The following is a 23,721-nucleotide window of genomic DNA, read 5'->3' as shown; positions in this document are numbered from 1 at the left end:
TGCAAAAAAGTCTCGATGTGTGTCATTGAAGCACACCGCAGACAAAAAAATACCCCCGCACGGGCGGGGGTATTTTGTTATCGGTGGAACGCCTGGGGAGAGCGTTACTGCTTGGCGCGCTTTTCCGATCCTCTCATGATGAGGCGGAAGAAGAGCGGGATAAAGAAGATGGCGATAAAGGTGGCCGCCAGCATGCCGCCGATGACCGGCCAGCCGAGGGCGTGACGGCTTGCCGCACCGGCCCCGCTGGAGGTGACCAGCGGCACACAGCCGAGGATGAAGGCGAGCGAGGTCATCACGATGGGACGGAAACGCAGGCGCGCCGCCTCCAGTGCCGACTCGATGAGGCTCATCCCCTCTTCGTGCTTCATCACCGCGAACTCCACGATCAGGATGGCGTTCTTGGCGGCAAGGCCGACCAGGGTCACCAGCCCGATCTGGAAGTAGACGTTGTTGGTCAGCCCCACCAGCCAGGTGGCGAGCAGGGCACCGAACAGGGCGAACGGTACGGCGGTGATCACCGCAAACGGCAGGCTCCAGCGCTCATACTGGGCGGCCAGAATGAGGAAGATCATCACGATACCGAAACCAAAGGCCATGCCAGCGCTGCCTGCGGCCGCTTTCTCCTGATAGGCGGAGCCGGTCCATTCCAGCTTGGCGTCGTTGCCAAGAGCTTCATTAGCAACCTCTTCCAGCGCGGCGATGGCCTGACCCGAGCTGTAGCCAGGGGCAGGCTGTGCCATGATCTTGGCGGCCTGGAAGATGTTGAAGCGTTCGACCAGTTCGGGGCCGGTGGCATCACGCACCGTCACCAGACTGCTGAGCGGGATCATCTCCCCCTTGTCGGAGCGGACATAGACGTTGCGGATGTCGCTCTTCTTGGCGCGATAGTCTGCCTCGGATTGCAACTGCACCCGGTAGGTACGGCCGAACTGGTTGAAGTCGTTGACATAGACCTGGCCGAAGGTGGCCTGCATGGTGTCGAACACCGCGTTGATCGGCAGCCCAAGCGCCTTGGCTTTTTCGCGGTCCAGATCCAGATAGACCTGCGGCACGTTGGCGCGGTAGGTGCTGGTGACGCTGGCAAACTCCGGGCGCGCCTTGGCCGCTTCGAGGAAGCGTTGCACTTCGCCTGAGAAGGCCTGGGCGTTGCCGGTGCCACGGTTTTGCAGATAGGCCTCAAGGCCACCTGTGGTGGACATCCCCTGAATGGGAGGCGGGTTGAAGGAGGCGACAAAGCCATCCGCCAGCCCCATCAGGCTCAAGCCCTGGAAGGTCTTGGCCAGCGAGAAGGAGTCCTGTCCGGCCCCCTGACGCTCGCTCCAGTCCTTCAGGGTAATGAAGGTCATGCCGCTGTTGCTGATGATGGCATTGGAGAGAATATCAAAGCCCGAGAAGGTGATCACATCCTTCACATGGGGGTTGGCCATGGCGATCTTGTCGAACTGATCCGCTACCGCCTGGGTCCGGCTCATCGCGGCCGCATCCGGCAGCATGACGGCGGAGATGAGGTAGCCCTGATCTTCGTTCGGTACCAGTTCGCCCGGCACTTTCAGGAAGAGGCCGTAGATGGAGAGGATCAGCACGGCGATGATGGCAAAGGCGACCCCCACCCGACGGTTCAGGAAGGCCACACCCCGTACATAGCCGCGGGTCAGCTGGTCAAATTTTTCGTTGAACCAGACGAAGAAGCGGGCCGGTTTGTGGTGCCCCTCTTTCAGCAACACGGCGCAGAGAGCCGGGGAGAGAGTCAGTGCCACCAGACCGGAGATGGCGACCGAGACCGCGACCGTGATGGCGAACTGTTTGTACATCACCCCGGTCATGCCACCCATAAAGGCGACCGGCAGGAACACGGCGCAGAGCACCAGCACGATGGCGACCACCGGACCGGAGACCTCCTGCATGGCGAGGATGGCAGCCTCTTTGGCGGAGCACTTCTTCTCGCTCATGATCCGCTCGACGTTCTCCAGCACCACGATGGCGTCATCCACCACGATACCGATGGCAAGCACCATGCCGAACAGGGTCAGCAGGTTGATGGAGAAACCGAGCACCAGCATGCCGGCGAAGGTCCCGATGAGCGACACCGGCACCGCGATACAGGGGATCAGGGTGGCGCGTAAGTTCTGCAGGAACAGATAGACCACCACGAACACCAGTACGATCGCCTCGAACAGGGTGTGTACCACCTCTTCGATGGAGATCTTCACGAACTCGGTGGTGTCATAGGGGATCTGGTACTCGATATCCTGCGGGAAGCGCTCCTTGAGTCGCTCCATGGTGGCATGTACCGCATCGGCAACCGCGACGGCGTTGGCGCCCGGTTGCAGATAGGTGGCAATACCGATGGCCGGTTTGCCGTTGGCGCGGGCGACCAGATCATAATCCTTGCCCCCCAGCTCGACCCGGGCGACATCGCGGACCCGGATCTTGGAACCATCGGGCATGGAGCGGACGATGATGTTCTGGAACTCCTTCACATCCTCAAGGCGCCCCTTGGTCTGCACCGTGTAGGTGAAGTCGATGGGGGCCGTGGTGGGCTGAGCACCGATCTTGCCTGCTGCGAACTGGGTGTTCTGCTCGCGAATGGCGCCGATCACGTCGCTCGGGGTGAGCTCGAGCTGAGCCAGTCGATCCGGCCTGAGCCAGATACGCATCGCATAGTCGGTACCGCCAAACAAGGTGGTATCACCGATGCCGGGAATCCGCTTGAGCTCGTCGATGATGTTGAGCAGGGCGTAGTTCGACAGATAGGTGGTATCAAACGAGCCGTTCGGTGACTGGAGGGTAACCACCTGCAGGATGGAGGTCGATTTCTTCTTGACCGTCACCCCCTGCTTTTTCACCTCTTCCGGCAGCTGGGCCATGGCGGCCGAGACCCGGTTGTTGACGTTGATGGTGGCCTGATCCGGATCGGTGCCGATCTCGAAGTAGACGTTGAGGTTCATCTGGCCGTTGGAGGCCGACCCCGACTGCATGTAGATCATCCGCTCGACGCCGTTGATCTGCTGCTCCAGCGGCGCAGCCACGGTCTGGGAGATCACCTCCGGGGTTGCGCCCGGATAAAACGCCGTGACCGAGACCACCGGCGGGGTGATCTGGGGATATTGCTCGATGGGGAGCGCCCGCATCGCCGCCAAACCGCCCAGCACGATAATGATCGAAATCACGCTGGCGAAGATGGGGCGTTCTATGAAGAACTTGGAAAACATACGGGCTCCTTACTTGGCCGCAGACTGGCTGACCACCTTGCCGGTGATCGCCTTCATCTCGTCGGCAGAGACAGGTTTTACCACGGCGCCGGGGCGAGCCTTCATCAAGCCTTCGACGATATAGCGCTCACCTGCCTGCAGGCCGCTCTCGATCAGCACGCCGGAGTCGACTGCCGCGCCCAGGGTCACCGGACGGGGCACTACCTTGTTGTCGGCATCGACCACCATCACCATGCGGTCAGCCTGGGACTGGACGATGGCGCGCGGCGGCACCACGATGGCGTTTTTGCGGGTGCCCAGATCGATGGTCATACGGACAAACTGGCCGGGCAGCAGTACGCCGTCCTTGTTGTCGAAGATGGCACGGGCACGGATGGTGCCGGTCTGGGGATCGACCCGGTTGTCGGAGAAGTTGAGCTTGCCCGCCTCCGGATAGAGGGAGCCATCGGCCAGACGAATATGGGTGCGCCAGGTGGTGGCATCCTTAGCCTCAATCACCCCTTTCTTTACCGAGTTTTCGAAGTTGAGGCGATCCTGCTCCGAGTAGGAGAAGTTAACGTAGAGCGGATCAAACTGGGTGATGGTAGTGAGCAGGCCGTTGTCGCCGCTGGTGGAGATAAGGCTCCCTTCGGACTGGGAGCTCTTGCTCGCCATGCCGTTGATAGGGGCGGTCACCTGGGTGTAGCTGAGGTTGAGCTCCGCCTCTTTCACCTTGGCCTGAGCGGCCTGATGGCTGGCGATGGCCGCTTCGTAGTTGGCGATGGTGTCGTCATAGTCCTTGCGACTCACCACCTGACGCTTGAAGAGGGGAATGATGCGATCCCGGTCGGCACGGGCCTTGTTGAGACGGGCCTGCTCCTGAGCCAAAGTCCCTTTGGCCTGCTCCAGTGCCACCTTGTAGGGCTCAGGGTCAATCAGAAACAGCTCCTGACCGGCGGTAACCGGCTGGCCTTCCACATAAGTGCGCTTGAGCAGGATGCCACTGACCCGGGAGCGCACATCGATCTCGCGAAAACCGGCGGTCTCTCCCACCATCTCGGTGGTGAGCGGCACATCGGTCAGCTTGACCTCGGCGACCACCACAGGGACGGCGGGCATGCTCTGTGCCGTCTGGGTCGTCTCGCCGCCACAGGCGCTCAGACCGCTGATCAGCGCCAGGGTCAGCAAGCTGCGTTTGTAAACCTCTCTTCCGGCATTGGACACCTTCATCATCACACTCCTGTTGGATCGATTTCGGCTGCTGCGTTCAGCATGTTTCTCCATACACATCATTAACTTCATGATTAAAAAAACAACTTCTTTATGATTGGAATGGGAGATGATAGGGCGGCAACCTTGAACACAACCTTCTCAAAGTGGCAATTAGGGTTGCCGATTGACGAAAAAAGTCTGACTTTTCCGATATGGGCGGGGGGCTTCGGGGATGTTCATCCCGGGCCAGGGCTCTTCGCAACCGTATCACGCCAGCCACTCCTTGCTGCAAAAAAAATAAGGTGCCATAAGGCACCTTGTCTGGATGGGTTTTTTACGCCCTTTTATCGCCGGCAACCGCGAGCCGCTTCACAGTTTACGAATTCGTCGCGGCTCATCGGTTAATCTTGCGCCGTATCAGGCGAAGCAGGCCCAGATGGGGGCGTGGTCGGAGGGTTTCTCGATGCCGCGCAGCTCGTAGTCGATACCGGTCTCGGTCACCTTGTCCTTGAGGGCGTCGGAGGCCATGATGAGGTCGATGCGCAGGCCGCGGTTCTCGTCAAAGCCCTTGGAGCGGTAGTCAAACCAGGAGAAACGCTCGCACTCGGTGGGGTTGGCGGCGCGGAAGGTGTCGGTCAGGCCAAACCCTTTCAGGCGCTCCATCCATTCGCGCTCGATGGGCAGGAAGGAGCATTTGCCATCCCGCAGCCAGCGCTTGCGGTTTGCCTCGCCGATGCCGATGTCGAGATCGGTGGGGGAGATATTCATATCCCCGATCAGCACCAGCTGGTCGTCCGGGGTGTGGTTGGTCTCGAGGTAGTGCTGCAGATCCTCGTAGAACTTCTGCTTGGCCGGGAACTTGGTCTCGTGATCCTGACTTTCACCCTGCGGGAAGTAGCCGTTCATCACCTTGATGAGGGAGCCGTCTTCGCGCTCGAAGGTGGCCATGATCATCCGGCGCTGGGCTTCTTCATCATCGGTGGGGAAGCCTTTCTCCACCTTGACCGGCTTCTGCTTGCTCATGATGGCGACCCCGTAGTGGGCCTTCTGGCCGTGAAACTCCACGTGATAGCCCATGGCCTCCACATCGGCCAGCGGGAAGGCTTCATCGTGCACCTTGATCTCCTGCAGGCCGATCACATCGGGCTGGTGCTTGTCGATGATGGCTTGCAGCTGGTGCAGACGGGCGCGCAGGCCGTTGATATTGAAAGAGATGATCTTCATGTCCAGGATGCTCATGTCATTTTTATAAGTGGCTATTGGACTAGGAATCGGCGGTGGATGCAAGTTCGGGGGCTGTGACTGGTGCAGCGGCTTGGTAACCTGTTCACGATCCGTCGCGAGAGGCTGTCAGCAAGGTGAAGCGCAGCGCAGGAACCGGATTGTATATGTATACATGAGCACTCTTGGTTACAAAAAAGCGAGCAGCACATGAGCCTTGATCACAGCCTCGCAGTAGGATCGTGGACAGGTTTTTAGCGGGTCATCTTCTTGACGAAAACCACCACAAACAGCGCCAGCGTAAAGCTGCCGGTGAAGGCCTCGAAGGCGGCGAAGATCCTGGAGAGGCCGACCGGAGTGAAGTCGCCGTACCCCAACGTGGTGAAGGTGACCACGCTGTAGTAGAGGCATTCGAGCAGGAAGATGGCATTTTGCTCGAGCGGGGCACCGGGCTGGTAGATGAGGTGCTCGCCCTGAAAATGCAGTCCGCAGAAGAAGTAAAAAATGCTGCAGATAAAGATGAGCAGCAACGAGAAGAGCACCACCCGCATCGGGGCCTCGCCATAGCCGCAGAAGAGATCGACCACCCAGGAGGTGAAGCGCTGGGTCGACCAGAACGGCAGTTGCAGGCGGCGCATGGTGAGCTCCTGCTGGATATAGTTGCCGGACATGGTGAAGATCCCCTGCGCCTCGGAGGCTTTGCGCAGATCCCGGTAGGTCTCTTCCGCCTCCTTGAACCAGATGCGCGCCTGTTTGGGATCCTGTTCGCGGCGCCCCTTGCGATCCTGCATCACCCGTTTGCCGGTCTGCATGTTGTCGAGCCGGGTGTTGTGCCAGCGGATGCCGAGCAGGTTGACGTCATCGAGGGTAGCGCACTGGAGGTTGGCATCACTCAGATCAGCCTTCATCAGGCTGCCGCCCTTCATGCGCAGGCCGTAGAGGTGACCACCGCGCAGGTTGGCACGATAGAGGTTGCACTGCTCCAGCAAAAATCCCTGATCGGACTCCTTGTTGACCAGATTGAGACCCGCCAGATTGGCCCGTGACAGCTGCAGGCCGTGGCAGAGTCCGCCTGCGCGAACGTACTGTTCAAGCGCCTCGGCGCTGCGGGCTTCCTGATGGGTATGGTGGGGATCATGCCAGTGGCAGAGATCGTGCTCGCCAGCCTCTTCACTGCAGTGGCGGCCATCGGCCACCAGATAACGACACATCGCCATCTTCGTTTCCCTCGCATTGCCGAACTGGTTTCAGCATAGGCGGGGAAAGGGGGGCGCGGCGGCGTCTTAGCTGAACTGGTTGAACTCCTGACGCAGCTTGCGAAAACGCTCCTGCTGGGCCGGGTTGAGGGGGATGCCGTCGAGCACGTCCAGGGTGTCTTTGCACTCGGCACCAAATTCCGGACTCTTGCGGTTTTTCTGCATCAGTTGCAGCAGCACCTGGATCTTGTTGAGAGCCGCACCGGTATTGGCGGGGGCGCGGCGCAGGGCCTCGCGAAAATGGCCGAGGGCCTGCTCCAGCTCGCCGCTCTGATAGGCCTTGATCCCCAGATCGTTGAGCTGCTGGTAGCGCTGACGCCGCTCCAGCACCGTCTTGTCATCGCGGGTTGCCTGAATGCAGGTGGTGAGCAGCCGATCTTCGTCCTCCGCCAGCAGCCCTTGCAGGCTTTCGGCATATTCAAACTCGCCGAGCTGGTAGAGGGCAAGGATGGTCTCGCCAAGCAGGGCGGGGGGCATGGTGGCCGGTTCATCGAGCCAGTTCTGATTGGCGCGATAGAGCATCTTCTTGCCCTTGAGCAGCTCGCCCAGCGCAATCTGCACCCGGGCCTGACAGATCTGCTCGAACACCGGGTAGTTGAACTCCGACATCATCAGCGAATCGCGGATGCGCGACAGGGCAGAATTGACCTGCTTTTGCAGGTTGGCGATGTGGTAGCTGTCGTTGCTGTTAAGGGCGTAGAGGGTCAGGGTCTGGATATAGGCCCCCAGATAATGGGGCGTACGATGGATGGAGTTGCGCGACAGGTCGATCAGCGACATCAGCACATCCTTGGCCTGGGCGTAGTCGTGACGCTGCAGGCACACCTCCGCCAGCCGACGGGAGAGTTGCACCGACTGGGGGGAGATATCCACCGCCCGTCTAAGCTCCTGCTGCGCCTGCTCGTCATTGCCAAGGGCCAGCAGGGATTCTGCCAGCCAGAGGTGAGCCTCCACCATCAGCGGGGTATTTTTGAGGGTCGCCTGCAGATGGCTGACCGCCTCTTCGTGGAGCCCCAGGGTGTTGCACGCCTTGCCCAGCGTCAGGCGGGCCCAGCTGTTCTCCTGCCCGGCCAGCAGCTGGCGCATCAGGGCGCGCGCCTCCTGCGCCTGACCCAGCTTGAGGTGGGTATCGGCCTGCAGGCAGCGGCAGTAGTTGGCAAAACGGGGCACCGCATCGGCCCGTTCGGCACAGGCGGTAATGAGCGCTGCCAGATTGTCATCGGCCAGTGCGGTAAAGACGCTGGCCAGCGCATTGCGCCGGGCGAGGGCACGCTTCAAGCGAAACGAGAACTGCTCCTGGGAGAAGGGCTTCATCAGGTATTCGTCGGGCTCGGCCTCCAGCGCGCTCAGTACCATGGCGCGGGAGCTGTCGCCACTCACCATGATCACCACGCTCTGGGGAGGGATCAGGTCTTTGTCGCGCAGGCTCTCGAGCAACTGGCGGCCATTCTCGCCAACCCCGAGATCGTAATCGATGAGATAGATGTCGAAACTGCCCTTCTGGCAGCGGCGCCGCGCATCCTCGGCGGTATTGGAGTAGGTGATGTTGCTGATCCCCAGATTGAGCAGCATCGCCTTCATCATCACCTGAAACGAGCGCTGCTCATTGACCATCAGAATGCGTTGTGGCTTGGCTGGGCTCTTTTTTTCTGGCTCTTGTTCAGGTGTCTGCATCTGTCTGGGTCGAGGCGCTGCGGGCTGATGGGAGAAAGTGTGCCACCAAAGCGCCCGAAGAGGCAATTAGCCAAGTTGTCGATTGCGAACCATCTCCGTTTGTCCGCCTTTTGTCCGCGATGAGTGAAAGAAAAAGGCCCTGTTGCCAGGGCCTTGAACTCACCGTTTTTTCTCTGCCAGATAGGGAGCAAATTGCGGCGTGTACTCGGCCTTGAACCCCTGTTCGGTCTTGATGATGAGATAGACCGCCAGCTGGTGCTGTTTGGCAAATGCCATCCCCGCTTCAGGCCCCATCACCATCAGCGCGGTATCGAGAGCATCGGCCTCCAGCGCGGTCGGGGTGATGACGCTGGCGGAGACCAGCTTGTGGGTGACCGGCTGGCCGGTGGCGGGGTCGATGATATGGGAGTAACGCTGGCCATCCATCTCGTAGTAGTTGCGATAGCTGCCCGCGGTGCTGAGCGCCATGCCGTTGGGGATAACGATATCGGAAAACGCCCCCGGCTGATCGGAGGGTTCGACGATGGCCACTTTCCATGGCGAGCCCTTGCTGTTGTTGCCCTTGCTGCGCACCGCACCGGCCACTTCGATCAGGTAGTTGTGTACCCCCTTGCCTTCGAGCAGGGCGGCAATCTCGTCAGAGGCAGCCCCCTCGCCGAGGGTGGAGAGGTCGAGATAGAGATCCGGGATCGTTTTTTCGAGCAGGAAGTGATCCCCCTGCGGGGTCATGCTCAGCTTGTCGATGCCCACCTTGTGGCGGGCGGCGGCGATGGCTGCCTCATCGGGCCGCTTGACAGGCCGTTTGTCCGGGCCAAAGCCCCACAGATTGACCAGAGGCCCCACGGTCACATCCAGCTTGCCGTCGGTCAGCTTACCGGCATCAATCCCCTGCTGGACTATGATGGCCATGGCGGACGGGATGGCAAACGGGGTATTGGCGGGCCCCTGATTGAAACGGGAGATGAGCGAGCCCGGATCGTAGGTGGAGATCTCCTTGTTCATCCGGGCCAGCAGGCTCTCTACGTCGCTTTTGAGGGCGGGCTCCCCACCGGGGTAGCTATCGCTCAGGGTCACCACATAGTAGGTGCCCATGGTCTTGCCCTGAATACGGGTCTGGGCAGGCGGGGTTGGCTGGCAGCCGGCCAGCGCCAGCAGCAGGGTTAGCAGCAGGCAGCGCAGGGCCGCCACGGGGGTTATCGCAATCATCCGGCGCTCTCATCTGGAGAAGGTTCATATCGGGGCGCTAGCTTAGCCAAGGGGCGCCCGCCGGGCGAGCCCTGATGGGGGGAATCGGAGGGGAAAGGGCAGAAAAAATTAAACAGTTTTGAACCTGTGGCGGGAGCGGGTCGTATCGTCCATCCGTGAGGGAGAGAGTGGCGAGTAGAGCACCGTCTGGTGACCTGGCCCGCAGCTTTGGCCAAAAGCCATAGCCGATTGAAGACAATTGAGTAAAATGAAGGTCGATTTAGACGGCATCTTTGCGAAGCGTTCACCGCATCCGCCAAGTCGTTGCCATCCATTGCCAATCAAAGGAGAAGATGATGAAAAAGGCGATTACCCTGCTGTTTCTGAGTACCCTGGCTGCCCCCGTGCTGGCGGATGAGTGTGCACTGGTCATCGAAGGCAATGATGCCATGCAGTACAACCTCAAAGAGATGAGCGTGCCGGCCACCTGCAAGGAGGTGACGGTCACCCTGAACCACACCGGCAAGCTGCCTGTGACCGCCATGGGTCACAACTGGGTGCTGGCCAGCACCGCCGACTATCAGATCGTGGCGACTGCCGGGATGAGCGCCGGGGCCGAGAACGGCTATCTGCCCAAGGACGATGCCCGTGTACTGGCTCACACCAAGCTGATCGGCGGCGGCGAGAGCAGCAGCGTGACCTTCAAGACCGACGGTCTGGCGGGCAAGGATCTCACCTTCTTCTGCTCCTTCCCCGGCCACTTCGCCATGATGAAGGGCTCCTTCAAGGTCAACTAAGGTGCTGACCGGCACGAGCCGGTTGCCTCAATAGCAAAAGCCGGGATTTCCCGGCTTTTTCATCTCTGTTGCTTGCGTTTGGCGTGGGGTGGCATGGCTGCGAGCCCACGCCAGTGCTATTTGGCCTGCAGGGTAAAGAAGGCGATGGCGGTCTTCTTCTGGCATTCGAAGTGAATGCTCTCTTCACCGGTCACCACCAGCGTCTCGTTGATGGCCACCTCTTTGCCCTGCACGGCCAGCTGGCCGCTCAGCAGGTGACAGAGGTAGGTCTTCTCTGGCTCGAGGGTAAGGGTCAGCGGGAAGGGGAGGTTCAGTACCCGCACGTTGGCGCTGATGCGATCCGGATGGTAGATAAGCCCCAGATCGGTCACCTCTTTTTTCAGCAACTCGCAGTGGGTCTCCTCATCGCCGCTAAAGTGCGCCGCCTCGAAGGTGGCGTAGGGGTGACCGTTGAGCACAAAGCCAGCCCCGCTCACCGGCAGCAAAATGCGCTGATAGCCGGGAAAGGGGGAGAAGGGGCCCGCGCTCTTGATGGGGGCCGAGCTCAGTCGATAGTCAAAGTCGAGTTTGGCAAGGCTGCTCCCCTTGGGGGAGATGAGGATCTGGCTGGTGGTGCCCTGCTGGTTTTTCCAGGGCATCTTCTGGTGGTCAGACTCTTTAATCAGGGAGATCACGGGCACTTCCTTACGATGAAAAAACGCAGGGAGCCGGGGACATCAGCCCCGGCTCCCTGATAGAGAGTAGCGATGGTAAAGGCGATCAGCCCTGACCATCCAGTGCTGCCAGCCGCGCTTCCATGGCGGCGAGACGGCTCTTGAGCTCGCTCACTTCCAGCTCCAGCTCGCTCAGACGGTCGGCGGCAGGGGAGGCATAGGCCGCGGCGGGAGCGGCATCCATCATCGCCTGAATATCCACCTCCCCGCTAAACAGGTGGGCGTAGCGGGATTCGCGCTTGCCCGGCTCGCGCGGCAGCTTGACCACGTAGGGGCCACGCTCGATGAGTTGGGTCAGCACCGCATCCACCTCGGTGACATCATCGAAGCTGCAGAGGCGGTTGGTGCGCGAGCGCAGCTCCCCAGGGGTTTGCGGGCCGCGCAGCAGCAGTTCGCAGACGATGCCAAGCTCCTGGGCACTGAATTTCAGCTCGCCAAATTCGGTGTTGCAGAATCTGTGCTGATAGCGGGGCACCCGGGCGTTGAAGCCGGCGGTGTTGACCACCAGCCGCTTGCGGATCAGCTCGTCCACCACGGCGCGGATATCGAGCTCGGAGAGCTCCAGCACCGGCTCGCGGTTGCTCTTCTGGTTGCAGGCGTTGACCAGTGCATTAAGGGAGAGGGGATATTGATCCGGGGTGCAGATCTCTTTTTCAATCAGACAGCCGATGACGCGGGCTTCCAGCGGGCCAAGTACTAACTCCATTTCCTACTCCCTTCCAAATCGAGGCATCAAGAGCCCCTATCTTAGTCATGGTCCGCGCCGCGTCTAGCGTTGCGCGCCATTTTTGCGAGCTGATCAGGGCGTTGGCGAAAGGCTCGCCAACGCCAGAGGTCTCCGCTTTTAGCGCTGCCCCTGATAGAAGCGCGCCTTATTGGCATACATGGCGTCGTCAGCCACCCGGCTCAGCTCCGCTAGCGGGGTCTGGTCGCTGCTGCTCCAGCCGATGGCAAAACGCAGCGGGAAGCTGTGCTCCCCATGCTGCACAATGGCGTGCTGCTGGCTTGCCTCCAACCTGCCTGCCAGCAGCTGACTGGCGAGGTGATCCGCCTCCGCCAGCAGCACGAACTCGTCGCCGCCGATGCGGAAAATCTTCTCATCCTGACGGCAGAGGGTGCGCAGTTGGCGAGCCATCTGGATCAGCAGGGCGTCGCCCGCCTCGTGCCCATACTGGTCGTTGGTGCGCTTGAGGCCGTTGAGATCGAGCATGAAGAGGGCGAGGTGACGTTCGGGATGGCGTGCCAGCACCGCTTGATAGTGGTGGAAGGTCTCTTCGAACGCCTGCCGGTTGGGCAGCCCGGTGAGGTTGTCGGTGCGGGCGACCCGCGCCAGCTCGTCGGTGAAGAGGCGCCCCTCGATGCCCACCGCCAACTGCTTGGCAAACAGCCGCAAGATGGCCCTGTCTTCGGACTCCAGCCCTTCGGCGCTCACCATCAGATAGCCAAACAGCACGCCGCTCTGGCTACCGGGCAGGGTCATGATCTTCCAGAGTGCGTTATCCCACTGGCATTCGGAGTGTTTGACCTCCTCATCCATCAGTTGAACCAGTTTCTCCTGCAGGGCATCCCGCAAGGGGGCATCGACCCCCTGGGTCAGGGAGTAGTGGGGCTGGCCATCGCGGCGGATCACCAGTCCCCAGCGGTGGCCGGGATAGAGCTGCGAGAGCTGCAGCAGGGCGGAGCTGGCCAGCTCGGCAATATCGATATCCAGCTGCTGGTGCAGACCGAACTGCAGCCAGGATTGCAGGATATGGCGGCTGCGCTCCTCCCGGCTCAGGGCCGAGCGCAGGGCGGTCGTTTGCGAGGCAACCTCTTGCTCCAGTTCGTCGTTGAAGCCGAGCAGCCGCTGGTTGAAGGCCTCTTTCTCGCTATTGGCCTGCTGCAGCTGTTCATTTTGCTGATAGAGCGCCCGCACCTGATCCGAGATGGTGCTGGCCATCTCTTGCAGCAGCTGGCGCACCTCGTCGTACTCCACAAAGCGCAGCGGTGCCTGCCGTTGCTGGTAGTTGCCCTTGCCATAGCTGCGCACCAGCGCGGCCAGCGATCGCAGCGGTCGGGTGAGCCAGCGGGTGAGCCAGACGCAGCCGATGGCTACCAGCAGCAACATGACGGCGATGCTGACGGTCAGCAGCTGTTGGGATTTATTGAGCTCGCTGACCCTGTCATTGCTGTAGCTGTAGAGGGTGATGGTGGGGGTGATCTCCTGCTCCAGCTGGGGCCAGCCAATAGCCAGGGGCTGCGCCATCTTGCTTGGCTCCCTGTCATCCATGGCGTTGGCGCTCTGGTGAGCCCCTTCGTAGAGACGGTTCTCGCCCTGGGAGATCACCAGATATTCGCTCCCCTTGAGATAGGGTTCCAGCAACTGGGCCATCTGCCGCCAGGGGAGAATGGCCATCACGAAGCCGGAAGGGGTCTGCATCACCCCAGCGCGCTGGTGGTTGCGATAGATGGGGGCTACCAGCGCCAGCCCGCCGCTGCGGTTTTGCTCCATGTCGTCGACCAGCACGGGATCATCGACGGGGAGCAGCAGATGCTTGCCCTGTTTTGCCTCGCGGGTCTTGCCCCAGGCCATCAGCTGCGGCATCAGGTTGCCCGACTCGAGGTGGGAGGCCTGGCCATTGATGTACTCCACCACCAACCCCTTGTCATCGATGAGGTAGGCCGAGGTGATCAGGCTGTTGGATTTGACAAAGGTGGCCAGCGCCAGCCGGGCATGGCTGGAGAAGAGGAAGTTGTCGAGGGCCTGATGGAGTACCCGATCCTGGCTGAGCTGATTGAGCTGGGTGCCGATCAGCTCGCTGCGAAAGCGGGCCTCGCGGGTCATGCTGGTGAGGGCTCGCTCCAGCTGCGACTGCTCGCTCTGGGCGATGATCTGGTGCTGGCGGATCAGCAGCACAGTGCTAGCCAGCAGCGCCGGCAGCAGGGCGACGGTGAACAGGATGATGATCAGGGTCGGGCCGAGCCGAAAGGTGCGATGTTTCATGGTGCTTTGACCTGCCGGTACTGCTGATCGGCCAACAGCTGCATATAGCGGGCGGTGTCGGCGGCACTGATCCCTTCTTTAAAGCGCTCGAACCCTTTCTCCATCGCTTGCCAGGCGATGGACATGGCGCTGTCGGAGGGCATGGGGGTACTGAGGGTGAACTGCTCCAGCAGCACTTTTTCCTGAGGCGTGGGACGGCGGCTGATGGCGGTAAAAGCCTGCTGATTGACCGGCAGCAGCGCCCCCTGATGATAGATGAACTGCTGAATATCCTGACGCTGGATAAAGGCCATCAGTGCTTTGATGACGGGTTGCCGATCCTCATCATCCATCGCCCAGCGGGAGGCTCCCATCACGTAGGCGCCGCTCATGGAGTGCATGGGATGGCTTTGCCAGCGAGGCAGCAGGGCAACGCCCAGCTTATCCCCCATGTTCTTCACCAGATCGTTGAAGGCCCAGTCCCCATTGATGAGGTAGGCGCTCTTGCCCTCATTGAAGCGGGCGAGGGCGGTGTCATAGTCGCACTCGGGATCGACCCACTGTTCGCTGGCGACGGTGCGGTAGGCCTCCAGTGCCTGCACCATGGCCGGGTTGTCGAGGGTTATGCGCCCTTCGGTCACCGGCGAGCCGCCAAAGGTGTGTAAAAAGGCGGCGAAGTAGTACATGTCGTGATAGGGCCAGCTGACGGGGTAGACCCCCTTGGCCTTGAGGGCCGGGGTGATAGCAGTCAGTTGCTGCCATTGGGTCACCGGAGTCGAGACCAGCGCCTTGTTGTAAAACAGCATCAGATGGTTGCCCTGCATCATGGGCATGCCCCAGCGTTGCCGATCCAGGGTGACATAACGCAAGGCGCTGGCCATCAGCGTGGGGGAAAACCACTCTGCCGGGAGCGGGGCGAGGGTCATCTGGCGATAGAGGCCGATAAAATCGGAGGGGATCAGCATCAGATCGGGCAGCCCCCTGGCCTGAGCCGCCAGCAGGAGATCCGCCTTGATCTTGCCCGGCTCAATCTGGGTGACCCGCACTCTGTGGTTCCCCTCCTGATTGAAGCGGGCGATCACGTCGTCGATCACGTAACCGGCTTGCTGGGAGTGCCACAGCTCCAGTTCAGGCTCCTGAGCCTGCAGGGGGTGGCTCAATGCGAACAGGCAAAGCAGCAAGAGATGATAAAAAGATCGTTTTCTGCTCATGTTATCATCACCGTTATTCCCTGAATTCCAAGGGAAAAATGTAACAAACTACCGGCAAGATCGGTAGGCTCGGGTGTCAACTAATTGACTGAAACAACAAAAAGCCCGGCGCGTGGGCCGGGCTGGGGGATAAATTGCTTATCCGCATATTCTTCGAGGCATCTATTGTGGATGTTGTTTGAGGATGTCGTATATCTCCTCTTTCAGTTTGAGTTTCTGTTTTTTCAGATCTCTCACCTCGGCGCTATAGTCGCTGGCGTGATGCTTTTCCAACTTTCTAATCTCCGCATCCAGGTCGTTGTGCAAGTCAAACTTCTTCTGGAAATGGACATCACTGCTCTTCAGTTTCGAGATGAGTTCTCTGTACTCTGGGAACATGTAATGGAGCCTCCTTGGTTTCGTTTGATTGTGCCTGTAAGACCAAAGCTACCCCTTAGTGCCGGGGATAAATGTGATCCTGATCGGATTTGGGGGCAATGATTTGGAGTATTCGGCGGGATATTTATAACTTGTTGAATCAAAACAAGATAAGTGATTTATCAATCTAAATGGTGAGCCAAACTGTGCGACAAGTCACAACAGGGGCAGTGTTGGCGTGAGGGTGCAGGATCAAAAAAGGGGCCGACTGGCCCCTTTTTATGGATGCAGCGACGTTACTCTTTCTCTTCGTCCGCCTGCTCTTTTTTCTTTTTCTTCTCGGGCAGCGGCTTGCCTTCGCGGTGGATCACCTTGCCCGCCTCAAAGCCAATCTGGGCGGCCAGCTCCTCCAGGTCCGCCGACTTGGCCTGATCCCCGATGGCGTAGCGATAGTTGGCGATGGAGAGTTTGTCAGCCACCGGCGTGCCCGGGACGATAGGCTCGCGCCAGCCCTGGCCGATGTGGGCCACCAGGGTGCCGTTCATCAGCAGCTCGCCGACGATCTCCTGGGTCGGATTGCCCTTGCCGTAGGTGAGACCCTGCGGGTGTTTCTTGCCGACCAGCGGCTCGTTGCTGGCGGGGATCAGCTTGGTGCGGATCAGCCACTTGGGCTTTTTGGTGTTGCCCACCGCCTTGCCGGTCTGGTACTCGTTGATCTTGATGGTCTTGATCATCTGGGCCATGAAGTCCTTGGTCAGCGCCTTCTGGGCGTCGCTGGTTTCATCGATGGCGATGGGGGCCACATACCAGGTCTGGGTGGCTTGAGCCTTGGGAGCGGCAGGGGCAGTTTGTGCCATGGCCAGGGGGCTGAGCAGGATGGCAGCCAGCAAGAGTCCTATCTTCTTCATTGTGATTCCGCTTTTGTTTCAACAAGAATTTTGTTTTGCCAGCGACGACTGCGCCAGCGCCAGAACATGGCCAGACCGCGCACCCACTCGTCGCAGGCCAGCGCCAGCCAGATACCGACCAGTCCATAACCCTGCATGATACCGAGGAAATAGGAGAGTGGCACGGCAATTCCCCACATGGAGAGCAACGCCATGTAGAGGGGGAAACGGGCATCCCCGGTGGCCCGCAGGGCGTTGATCACCACCAGATTGAAGGTGCGGCCGGGTTCGAGGATAAGGCTGATGAGAAACAGTTGCGCCACCTGGGTGATGATGTCGGCATCATCGGTAAAGAGGCTGATGATGGTGCGGCCATTGAGGGCCGCCGCCACGGCGATGACGCAGGTGACCGCCAGCCCCAGCTTGAGGCTCTTGAGCAGCTGCTGATAGGCGCGATCGAACTGTCTTGCTCCCGCCAGATGGCCGATGATGATCTCGTTGCCAAGGCCGATGGAGAGGCCAAACAACAGGATAAACAGGCAGATCTGGAAGAAGTAGGATTGGGTCGCCAGCGCCTTGTCACCCAGCAGTCCGACAAAGGCTGTCACCACCATAAACTGCAGCATCCAGGAGAGGTTCTCCCCTGCCGCCGGCAGGCCGATATGGAGCACCTTGCCCAGCATCTCCCGGCTGGGGTGGACGATATCGCGCACCACCAGTCGAATGCCGGTCTTGCGGGCTACCAGCCACACCAGCAGCACCACGCCCACCAGACGCCCGGCAACTGTGCTGATGGCGACACCGGCGACGCCAAGCTGGGGCAGGCCGAACCAGCCGTAGAGCAGCAGCAGGTTGCCGACGAAGGTGATGAGGTTGACGATGAGGGTCACATACATCGCCTGACGGGTGTGGCCGTGAGCGCGCAGGGTGGCAGCCAGACAGAGGGCCGCGGCCTCCGGTAACAGGCAGAGACCGATGATCTGCAAGTAAAGCGTCCCGTCGCTCATCAGATTGGCAGGCAGGTTCATCAGCGCCAGCATGGTGCTGGCCCCCGCCATCACGCCGATGGCGGCCACCAGACCGATCAGCAGGTTGAAGCCGATGGCGGTGTGGATCACCTCCCGACTTTTCTCCCGATCGCCCGCCCCCAGATACTGGGTGATCACCACGCTGGTACCGATGCTGACGAAGCTGAACAATGTGATGGCGAGATCGAACACCTGATTGCCGACCGCCAGCGCGGCCACTCCCTGATAGGAGACGTGACCCACCATGAAGGTGTTGAGGGCGCCGGTCAGAAAGTGCAGGGCGAGATCGATAAAGAGCGGCCAGGTCAGCGCAAAGAGGGTACCCGGGCCTGCGTGGGATTGAGATTGCATGGCATGTCCAACAGCTGGGAGGGCACGGGGGAGTGCCCTCTGGGGGCGCATTTAACACCAAGGCCAAGGCCGGTGCAATCCTTGTGCAGGATTGCATCGGCCAGGGGATCAGGCAGGCGTGGCGCCCGCCTCCTGTTCGCTTGGCAGGGTGAGGCGCGCCGAGTCGGGCAGGGCATCATCCTGCGGCCAGTTGGAGCGGATGGCATCAGTGGTGCTCTCCACCACCGCATCATCCTTGAACACCGGCTCGCGGTAGCAGCGGGTCAGGCGCAGCGCCTGATACATATCGGGGCAGAGGATGATCCCCTCATCGCCCACCCGCACACCCGCCTGCTTTAGCCAGTGGGTCATCTGGCCGTGGCGACCCGCCATCACCATATGGATGCCGCGCCGTTTCAGCTCCTTGTGCAGCTCTCCCACCATGCTCATCACGCTGATGTCCTGATGGGTGAAGCAGGCGACCGCATCGATCACCAGACACTTGGGGGCTCGGGGATCCTGCACCAGCAGGGCCAGCACCCGGCGCTTGAAATAGGGGGCATTGAAGTAGGTGAGCGGCGAGTTGAAGCGATAGACCAGAATACCCGGGATCGCCTTGGCCTGTTCGTTGTCTCCCAGGGTGCGCACCACCCCCTCGTCATCCATGCCGAGCAGCTGGTCGGTGGGGCGCATCACATTGCGCAGGAACTGGAACAGCCCCAGCAACACGGCGAGGGTGATCCCGGGGATCACTCCCATGGTGAGCACGCTGATAAAGGTGACCAGCGCCAGCCAGAAGGCGGATCGATCGGAGTGGCGCAGGGCCCAGAGACCGCGAAAATCGGTGAGCGACAGAGAGGCCATCACCAGCACCACCCCGAGGGCGGCGGTGGGAATGTATTTGAGCGGCGCCGTCAGATAGAAGGTGATAAGGGCGATCACCGCCGCAGCGATGATGGAGACCAGCTGGCTCTTGCCACCGTTGGCATCGTTGACCGCAGTGCGCGAATCCGCCCCGCTGATGGCGAAACCCTGGGAGACCGCGGAGGCGAGGTTAGCCATACCGAGGGCCCGAAACTCTTTGTCTGCGTCGATTTCGTAACCGTTTTTGGCTGCAAAGCTGCGAGCGGTCAGCATCATGGAGACGAAGCTCACCATGGCCAGGTTAAGGGCGGGCAGCACCAGCTCCCGCATCAGACCGGGGGGAAATTCCGGCATCTGGAACGCGGGCAGGCCGGAGCCCACCGTCCCCAGGGTGGCGATATCAAACTGGCCGAGATTAAAGCCCCACACCAGCGCAGCGGTCACCACCATGGCCACCATGGAGGAGGGCCATGCCGGTTTGTAGCGCTTGGCCAGCAGCAGGGTGAGCAGTGCTACCAGACTCATGGCCAGGGTCGGCAGATGGGTCTGGGTAATATAGGTAGTCCCGCTGGCGATCCGCTCGATGAGGTAACGTTCGCTGAAAGTGAAGCCGAAGATCTTGGAGAGCTGGCCCACCATGATGGTGATGGCCACACCATTGAGCAGTCCCATCAGGATGGGGCGGGAGAGGAAGTCCGCCAGCACCCCCAGCTTGAAGCGGCTGGCAATCAGGCACCAGAAGCCGGTCATGGCGGTCATGGTCATCACCAGTTGCCAGTGACGGGTCGGGTCGCCAGCGGCCAGCGGTGTCACCACGGCGGCGATGACCGCACAGGTGGCGGCATCAGGGCCGACAATCAGCTGGCGGGAGGTGCCAAACAGGGCATAGACCAGCATCGGCAGGATGCAGGAGTAGAGGCCGACGATGGCACCCACCCCGGCAAGCTCGGCATAGGCGATGGCGACGGGCAGCGCCACGGCTGCCACCGAGAGTCCGGCGCGAAGATCTGGCATCAACCAGGCTCGCTGGTAATGCAGCAGGGCGGCGAGGCCCGGTAGCCAGCGTTCGAGAGAGAAGAAGTCGCGCATTATTTAACCCATTGAGTTACAACCAGCTTTTCCCCTAGTGTGCCCAAGGTTATCGAAAGATTGCAATCAGGTTATGGCCAGTTTACCTGAAGGTCAGGCCAGATAGCCTGCCAGCGTTTCTCCTTGATGCGCTGGGTAAAAATCTGTTTGTCCTGGCGACATCTGGGGTTGGCACTCACTTGCAGCGACCAGTTGATGGCAAAGCCGTAGGGGGCGAGCCACTCGAACTCGCCATCTTTGGTCAGGCGCACGCCGATACAGGTGGGCACCTCGACCCAGTGACTGAGCGCCTCAAGGCTGCTGGCAAACGGCGCTACCAGCTGGCGAGTGTGCATGCGAGCCTGATTGCGCACTTCCCACTGCTGGCCGGGCAGGCGTTTGGCGAGCCAAGCTTCGTGCTCCGCTTCGGCCAGCCCTTGCGGGTCGCTTTTATCGAGATAGATAAGGTCGATATCGTTGAGCGGGGTGGGCACCGCCTTGTGGTGAAGGTGATCCCAGATGAGGTTGCGGATAAAACCGGCCCCCAGCGCCCAGTCGGGCAGATTGAGCTCGGCCGCGGCTTGCAGGCAGGCCATCCGCTGCGGATCGGCCCGCAGCAGGGCTTCTGTTTTGGCTTGGAATTGCTGTTCGAGGGCGGAGTTCAGAGGTTCAGTTGTTGGCATTGCGGCGTAACCAGACATCAATGTAGCGGCAGCTCGGCACTATAGTGAGCCCCTCCGCCTGAGTCCAGTTGAAGAAGGCGCGCGCCAGCTGATCGGCAATCCCCTGCACCCGCAGCTCGGGCGGTACGAAGGTGCTGTAGGCGTCGATGGTCTTGGCATCGAGCCGCCGGTAGCGCAGTCTCGACTCTTTCCCCTCCACCATACAGATGAACTGCTGCTGGTTGGCCTGATGGATGATGTCGCTCATGGTGGGCACCTCTGGCATAAAGTTGGGTCTCTCGGCACAACATAACTGTTAGCCAAGGTATAGAACAGATAGTGGATGATGTATCGATTGTTATCAGGATTATTGAGCCAGCTCTTGCTCTCTGGCTTTTATCTTGGCACGAATCGATGTGGCAATAATCAGCAAGTTCGGAAGAGGTAAAAATGGACACGGTAATGTTGAAAGTTACCCGGAAGGTGTTGGCTCAAAGTCAGAACTGCCCAGATCAGCGGCAGATTGCGATTTCTGATGCATCCAACCCTGAACTCAAGGTTCAGTTTGAAACGGCAGGTAAAAATAGAAAAATTCGGCTGTTGTTGGCCAAGAGAATCTCATTGTGGATGGGGGATACGGGGGCTATTTGGTATAGCCACAACCACGCGAGCAAAAAGAACCAAGAGGATTTTGATCAACTCTTTTCATTGTTGGCGCACCATCCTGATGCGCCATTCCAGTTTATTTGTGAGGTTGCGGCCGATTAGCCACTAGGCCCAGGCCCGCTCCAGCAGGGTAAGTAACTGCTCACGGTCGGCGTCCTTGCGATTGAACAGCAGGGCACCGTCGTTGACCGCCAGATCGCGGATCTCGGTCAGTAGCGAGCGATCGCTTACCCCTGCCTCGCTCATGGTGCGCGGCAGCTTGACCGCTTGCCACAAGCTATCGCGCAGGGTGCGAATAGCTGTGATGGTCGCCTCCGCCCGCTGATGGGCCGGGGTGGCAGCAAAGCGCTCTGCCCCCACCAGCGGCAACAGCAGCCGGGCCAGCTCGCTATCCACCTCGGGGCGGTTGTAGTCGAGCACGGTCGGCAAAAAGAGGTTCATGCACAGCCCGTGTGGCAGATGGCAGCGGGCTCCCAGACTGTGGCCGAGGGCGTGCACCAGCCCCACCATGGAGTTGGAAAAAGCCATGCCAGCCAGCGTTGAGCCTTCCGCCAGTTGTAGTCGCAGCTGTTTGTTTTGCGGGTCGTGGATGATTTGCGGCAGGGCGCTGGCGATCTTCTCCACTGCCATCAGGGCCAGTGCATCGCTCACCGGGTTCTTGGCGGTACCGATAAAGGCCTCGATGGCGTGGGTCATGGCGTCCATGGCTGTAGCGGCGGTGATATTGAGGGGCAGCCCCTGGGTCAGGCGCGGGTCGAGCACCGCCAGCTGGGGCAGCAGGAAGGGGGAGGTGAAGGGCACCTTGCGCCCGCTCGCCTCATCCTTGATCACTGCAACCAATGTCACTTCTGATCCTGTGCCCGCCGTGGTGGGCACCACCGCCAGCGGCTTGAGGGGACGGGTAAGGCAACCGGCGCCCGAGTAGTCGAGCAGATGATCCCCCCCCATGGAAGTGAGAATGTTGACTGCCTTGGCGGTGTCGATGACCGAGCCGCCCCCCAGCGCCACCAGACTGTCGCAGTCGAGCTCGCGATAGCGTTTGGCGATCCGCTCCACCACGGCGGTGGAGGAGTCGGCCGGGATCTCGTCCCAGATGGCGGCGACCGGCAGCTCCCCTTCGGCCAGCACATTGGCCAGCAGGGTGGCAAGGCCGGTAGCATTGACCCCCTTGTCGGTCAGCAGTAGCGGGCGACGGGCACCCAGGCTGGCCAGCTCGCTGGCCAGTTGCTCCAGCGCCTGTTCACCGGCCAGCAGTTTGACCGGGCAGAAGAAATCGTAATAGCGGCTCATTTCAAGGCTCCTTGCGCGTTAGCCGGTCACCAGACCCAGATAGATGTTGCAGGCCCGGCCGATCTTGTTGGTCGGGGCGGGATAGTGGCGCAGCAGCGGCCGCGCGATAAAGGCGGGCAGGATTAGGGACTGCAACTGCTCAAGCCCCCGTACCAGATGCATGGCAACGGTCAGATCTCCCTCCACCAGCAGCCGGTTTTCGCCAAATGCCTGATTGACCCCGAGCCGAAAACTCAGGGCGCGAAAGGCGATATTGGGATGCTTGAAGCGCACCCGTAGCGGATGGATGGTGGCATGAGGGGCGACTGGCGCGCCGGGATACCAGCGGCCACCCTGCTTGTGCATGTTCATGGCGTAGCCGATGCCGCCCACCTCGAGGCGAATAACCAGCCCGTCCGGCAACGGCGCCAATTCACGGCGCACTGCCTCGTCGGTGCGGGCGGCGCGACAGAGGGTGCGACCCACCACCCAGAGCAGAGTGGTGATCCAGAGGCGGCGGCCAAGGGCTGCCGCAGGTTCAAACATCCGTGTTTGCATGAGGATTGGCTCCTGAGATGGCTGACCAGAAGAGGGCGAACGCACTGGCTTGCCAGTAGTCGTCCTCTCCCAGCTCCGGTTGATCGACAAACAGTGATGCGCAGGCGAGGAACTGGCCCTGACACACCTCCAGCAACAGTGGCGCGGGGGCCTGCATCAGCTCGCCGCTGGCCTGCCCCTTTGCCAGCAGAGCAGGCAAAAAGCGCAGGGCATCGTTCAGGATCTGGCTGCGGGCCGGTCTGGCCAGCAGCGGAGAGTGAAAGAAACCCAGCACAAATTTGAGCTCATTGGGGTTAGCCTGCATCCACTTCATCGCCAGCTGCCAGTAGTGGCGGGTCTGGTCGTACAGCGGCTGTGTGGGATCTGCTTCATGGATGGCGCTCCCCATCCGGGTCTTTACATCCTGATAGAGGGCGAGGATCAGCGCCTCCTTGCTCGGAAAGTGGTGGAACAGAGTGCCGTTGGCCACCCCGGCCGCCTTGGCGATACGGGCGGTGGCGGCCCCCTGCAGGCCATCTTCGGCGCAGAGGGCGAGGGCGGCATCCAGGATCTGGCGGCGCTTGTCGGTCATGTTTTGTGGCTGCGGGATAGCCTGGTTCATGGTCAT

21 protein-coding genes are annotated in these 23,721 nt (G+C 60.7%); 2 read left to right on the top strand and 19 right to left on the bottom strand.

Features of this window, described 5'->3' with window-relative positions; translation table 11 throughout:
- Positions 1-104: 104 nt before the first annotated feature.
- The 6 genes from I6L34_RS03125 to I6L34_RS03100 form a co-directional block, all read right to left on the bottom strand.
- Positions 105-3,215, bottom strand: coding sequence for an efflux RND transporter permease subunit (locus I6L34_RS03125; RefSeq protein WP_216955612.1), 3,111 nt, complete (start codon positions 3,213-3,215; stop codon positions 105-107).
- A 9-nt stretch (positions 3,216-3,224) separates the two neighbouring features.
- On the bottom strand, positions 3,225-4,424 hold the full coding sequence (locus tag I6L34_RS03120) for an efflux RND transporter periplasmic adaptor subunit (protein WP_216956862.1): 1,200 nt from the start codon (positions 4,422-4,424) through the stop codon (positions 3,225-3,227).
- A gap of 399 nt (positions 4,425-4,823) precedes the next feature.
- Entirely contained in the window at positions 4,824-5,630 is an 807-nt protein-coding gene (gene xthA / locus I6L34_RS03115) for an exodeoxyribonuclease III (RefSeq protein ID WP_005337776.1), read from the bottom strand.
- A 251-nt stretch (positions 5,631-5,881) separates the two neighbouring features.
- A complete protein-coding gene (locus I6L34_RS03110; RefSeq protein WP_058055878.1) occupies positions 5,882-6,844 on the bottom strand; it encodes an ion channel in 963 nt (320 codons plus the stop codon).
- 66 nt (positions 6,845-6,910) lie between these two features.
- A complete protein-coding gene (locus I6L34_RS03105; RefSeq protein WP_005361691.1) occupies positions 6,911-8,557 on the bottom strand; it encodes a tetratricopeptide repeat-containing response regulator in 1,647 nt (548 codons plus the stop codon).
- 159 nt (positions 8,558-8,716) lie between these two features.
- Positions 8,717-9,763 (bottom strand): FAD:protein FMN transferase, encoded by a 1,047-nt coding sequence (locus tag I6L34_RS03100; RefSeq protein WP_216955611.1) that lies wholly within the window; start codon positions 9,761-9,763, stop codon positions 8,717-8,719.
- A gap of 335 nt (positions 9,764-10,098) precedes the next feature.
- On the opposite strand from I6L34_RS03100, the gene azu reads away from it, so the two are divergent.
- Positions 10,099-10,539: an azurin gene (gene azu, locus I6L34_RS03095; RefSeq protein WP_058058842.1), complete on the top strand. Its 441-nt coding sequence runs from the start codon at positions 10,099-10,101 to the stop codon at positions 10,537-10,539.
- Between the two features lie 116 nt (positions 10,540-10,655).
- Here the strand turns inward: azu and I6L34_RS03090 are convergent, their stop codons facing one another.
- From I6L34_RS03090 to I6L34_RS03045, 10 genes are all read right to left on the bottom strand, one after another.
- Complete coding sequence (locus I6L34_RS03090; RefSeq protein ID WP_058058843.1) at positions 10,656-11,213, bottom strand: HutD family protein; 558 nt, start codon at positions 11,211-11,213, stop codon at positions 10,656-10,658.
- A gap of 85 nt (positions 11,214-11,298) precedes the next feature.
- Positions 11,299-11,958, bottom strand: a complete 660-nt coding sequence (locus I6L34_RS03085) for a YceH family protein (protein WP_005337766.1) — start codon at positions 11,956-11,958, stop codon at positions 11,299-11,301.
- Positions 11,959-12,096: 138 nt separating this feature from the next.
- Entirely contained in the window at positions 12,097-14,235 is a 2,139-nt protein-coding gene (locus I6L34_RS03080; protein ID WP_058058844.1) for a diguanylate cyclase, read from the bottom strand.
- Entirely contained in the window at positions 14,232-15,425 is a 1,194-nt protein-coding gene (locus tag I6L34_RS03075) for an extracellular solute-binding protein (RefSeq protein ID WP_075115230.1), read from the bottom strand. The genes I6L34_RS03080 and I6L34_RS03075 overlap by 4 nt, the downstream gene beginning before the upstream one ends.
- Before the next feature lie 162 nt (positions 15,426-15,587).
- On the bottom strand, positions 15,588-15,803 hold the full coding sequence (locus I6L34_RS03070; protein ID WP_005337763.1) for a YdcH family protein: 216 nt from the start codon (positions 15,801-15,803) through the stop codon (positions 15,588-15,590).
- A 275-nt stretch (positions 15,804-16,078) separates the two neighbouring features.
- Entirely contained in the window at positions 16,079-16,690 is a 612-nt protein-coding gene (locus I6L34_RS03065) for a hypothetical protein (RefSeq protein WP_058058846.1), read from the bottom strand.
- Positions 16,687-18,048 carry an MATE family efflux transporter gene (locus I6L34_RS03060; RefSeq protein WP_216955609.1) on the bottom strand — a complete coding sequence of 454 codons (1,362 nt, stop codon included), beginning with the start codon at positions 18,046-18,048 and terminating at the stop codon, positions 16,687-16,689. The genes I6L34_RS03065 and I6L34_RS03060 overlap by 4 nt, the downstream gene beginning before the upstream one ends.
- 108 nt (positions 18,049-18,156) lie before the next feature.
- Positions 18,157-19,980, bottom strand: a complete 1,824-nt coding sequence (locus tag I6L34_RS03055; RefSeq protein ID WP_182963573.1) for a SulP family inorganic anion transporter — start codon at positions 19,978-19,980, stop codon at positions 18,157-18,159.
- A 71-nt stretch (positions 19,981-20,051) separates the two neighbouring features.
- Entirely contained in the window at positions 20,052-20,642 is a 591-nt protein-coding gene (locus I6L34_RS03050; RefSeq protein ID WP_182963574.1) for a nucleotidyltransferase family protein, read from the bottom strand.
- Positions 20,629-20,889: a GNAT family N-acetyltransferase gene (locus tag I6L34_RS03045; RefSeq protein ID WP_005337747.1), complete on the bottom strand. Its 261-nt coding sequence runs from the start codon at positions 20,887-20,889 to the stop codon at positions 20,629-20,631. Before I6L34_RS03045 ends, I6L34_RS03050 begins: the two co-directional genes overlap by 14 nt.
- Positions 20,890-21,083: 194 nt before the next feature.
- Here I6L34_RS03045 and I6L34_RS03040 point away from each other — a divergent pair, with 194 nt between their 5' ends.
- Positions 21,084-21,389, top strand: coding sequence for a hypothetical protein (locus tag I6L34_RS03040; protein ID WP_182963575.1), 306 nt, complete (start codon positions 21,084-21,086; stop codon positions 21,387-21,389).
- A 3-nt stretch (positions 21,390-21,392) separates the two neighbouring features.
- Here the strand turns inward: I6L34_RS03040 and I6L34_RS03035 are convergent, their stop codons facing one another.
- From I6L34_RS03035 to I6L34_RS03025, 3 genes are read right to left on the bottom strand one after another with little or no spacing between them, the layout of a single operon-like run.
- Positions 21,393-22,577 (bottom strand): iron-containing alcohol dehydrogenase, encoded by a 1,185-nt coding sequence (locus I6L34_RS03035; RefSeq protein ID WP_160881846.1) that lies wholly within the window; start codon positions 22,575-22,577, stop codon positions 21,393-21,395.
- A gap of 18 nt (positions 22,578-22,595) precedes the next feature.
- Positions 22,596-23,114, bottom strand: coding sequence for a hypothetical protein (locus I6L34_RS03030; RefSeq protein ID WP_058055886.1), 519 nt, complete (start codon positions 23,112-23,114; stop codon positions 22,596-22,598).
- A complete protein-coding gene (locus I6L34_RS03025) occupies positions 23,095-23,715 on the bottom strand; it encodes a TetR/AcrR family transcriptional regulator (protein ID WP_216955606.1) in 621 nt (206 codons plus the stop codon). Before I6L34_RS03025 ends, I6L34_RS03030 begins: the two co-directional genes overlap by 20 nt.
- Positions 23,716-23,721 lie beyond the last annotated feature (6 nt).

Source organism: Aeromonas sp. FDAARGOS 1404 (genome assembly GCF_019047085.1).
Lineage (GTDB): Bacteria > Pseudomonadota > Gammaproteobacteria > Enterobacterales > Aeromonadaceae > Aeromonas > Aeromonas veronii.
This window is presented reverse-complemented; position numbering and strand designations above follow the sequence as displayed.

What these genes read in the sequence shown, in the direction of transcription:
- I6L34_RS03025 (WP_216955606.1), bottom strand. Translation starts at nt 23,715, where the DNA reads ATGAACCAGGCTATCCCGCAGCCACAAAACATGACCGACAAGCGCCGC.
- I6L34_RS03085 (WP_005337766.1), bottom strand. Translation starts at nt 11,958, where the DNA reads ATGGAGTTAGTACTTGGCCCGCTGGAAGCCCGCGTCATCGGCTGTCTG.
- I6L34_RS03040 (WP_182963575.1), top strand. Translation starts at nt 21,084, where the DNA reads ATGTTGAAAGTTACCCGGAAGGTGTTGGCTCAAAGTCAGAACTGCCCA.
- I6L34_RS03070 (WP_005337763.1), bottom strand. Translation starts at nt 15,803, where the DNA reads ATGTTCCCAGAGTACAGAGAACTCATCTCGAAACTGAAGAGCAGTGAT.
- I6L34_RS03125 (WP_216955612.1), bottom strand. Translation starts at nt 3,215, where the DNA reads ATGTTTTCCAAGTTCTTCATAGAACGCCCCATCTTCGCCAGCGTGATT.
- I6L34_RS03050 (WP_182963574.1), bottom strand. Translation starts at nt 20,642, where the DNA reads ATGCCAACAACTGAACCTCTGAACTCCGCCCTCGAACAGCAATTCCAA.
- I6L34_RS03030 (WP_058055886.1), bottom strand. Translation starts at nt 23,114, where the DNA reads ATGCAAACACGGATGTTTGAACCTGCGGCAGCCCTTGGCCGCCGCCTC.
- xthA (WP_005337776.1), bottom strand. Translation starts at nt 5,630, where the DNA reads ATGAAGATCATCTCTTTCAATATCAACGGCCTGCGCGCCCGTCTGCAC.
- I6L34_RS03120 (WP_216956862.1), bottom strand. Translation starts at nt 4,424, where the DNA reads ATGAAGGTGTCCAATGCCGGAAGAGAGGTTTACAAACGCAGCTTGCTG.
- I6L34_RS03065 (WP_058058846.1), bottom strand. Translation starts at nt 16,690, where the DNA reads ATGAAGAAGATAGGACTCTTGCTGGCTGCCATCCTGCTCAGCCCCCTG.
- I6L34_RS03080 (WP_058058844.1), bottom strand. Translation starts at nt 14,235, where the DNA reads ATGAAACATCGCACCTTTCGGCTCGGCCCGACCCTGATCATCATCCTG.
- I6L34_RS03055 (WP_182963573.1), bottom strand. Translation starts at nt 19,980, where the DNA reads ATGCGCGACTTCTTCTCTCTCGAACGCTGGCTACCGGGCCTCGCCGCC.
- I6L34_RS03105 (WP_005361691.1), bottom strand. Translation starts at nt 8,557, where the DNA reads ATGCAGACACCTGAACAAGAGCCAGAAAAAAAGAGCCCAGCCAAGCCA.
- I6L34_RS03035 (WP_160881846.1), bottom strand. Translation starts at nt 22,577, where the DNA reads ATGAGCCGCTATTACGATTTCTTCTGCCCGGTCAAACTGCTGGCCGGT.
- azu (WP_058058842.1), top strand. Translation starts at nt 10,099, where the DNA reads ATGAAAAAGGCGATTACCCTGCTGTTTCTGAGTACCCTGGCTGCCCCC.
- I6L34_RS03110 (WP_058055878.1), bottom strand. Translation starts at nt 6,844, where the DNA reads ATGGCGATGTGTCGTTATCTGGTGGCCGATGGCCGCCACTGCAGTGAA.
- I6L34_RS03045 (WP_005337747.1), bottom strand. Translation starts at nt 20,889, where the DNA reads ATGAGCGACATCATCCATCAGGCCAACCAGCAGCAGTTCATCTGTATG.
- I6L34_RS03060 (WP_216955609.1), bottom strand. Translation starts at nt 18,048, where the DNA reads ATGCAATCTCAATCCCACGCAGGCCCGGGTACCCTCTTTGCGCTGACC.
- I6L34_RS03075 (WP_075115230.1), bottom strand. Translation starts at nt 15,425, where the DNA reads ATGAGCAGAAAACGATCTTTTTATCATCTCTTGCTGCTTTGCCTGTTC.
- I6L34_RS03100 (WP_216955611.1), bottom strand. Translation starts at nt 9,763, where the DNA reads ATGATTGCGATAACCCCCGTGGCGGCCCTGCGCTGCCTGCTGCTAACC.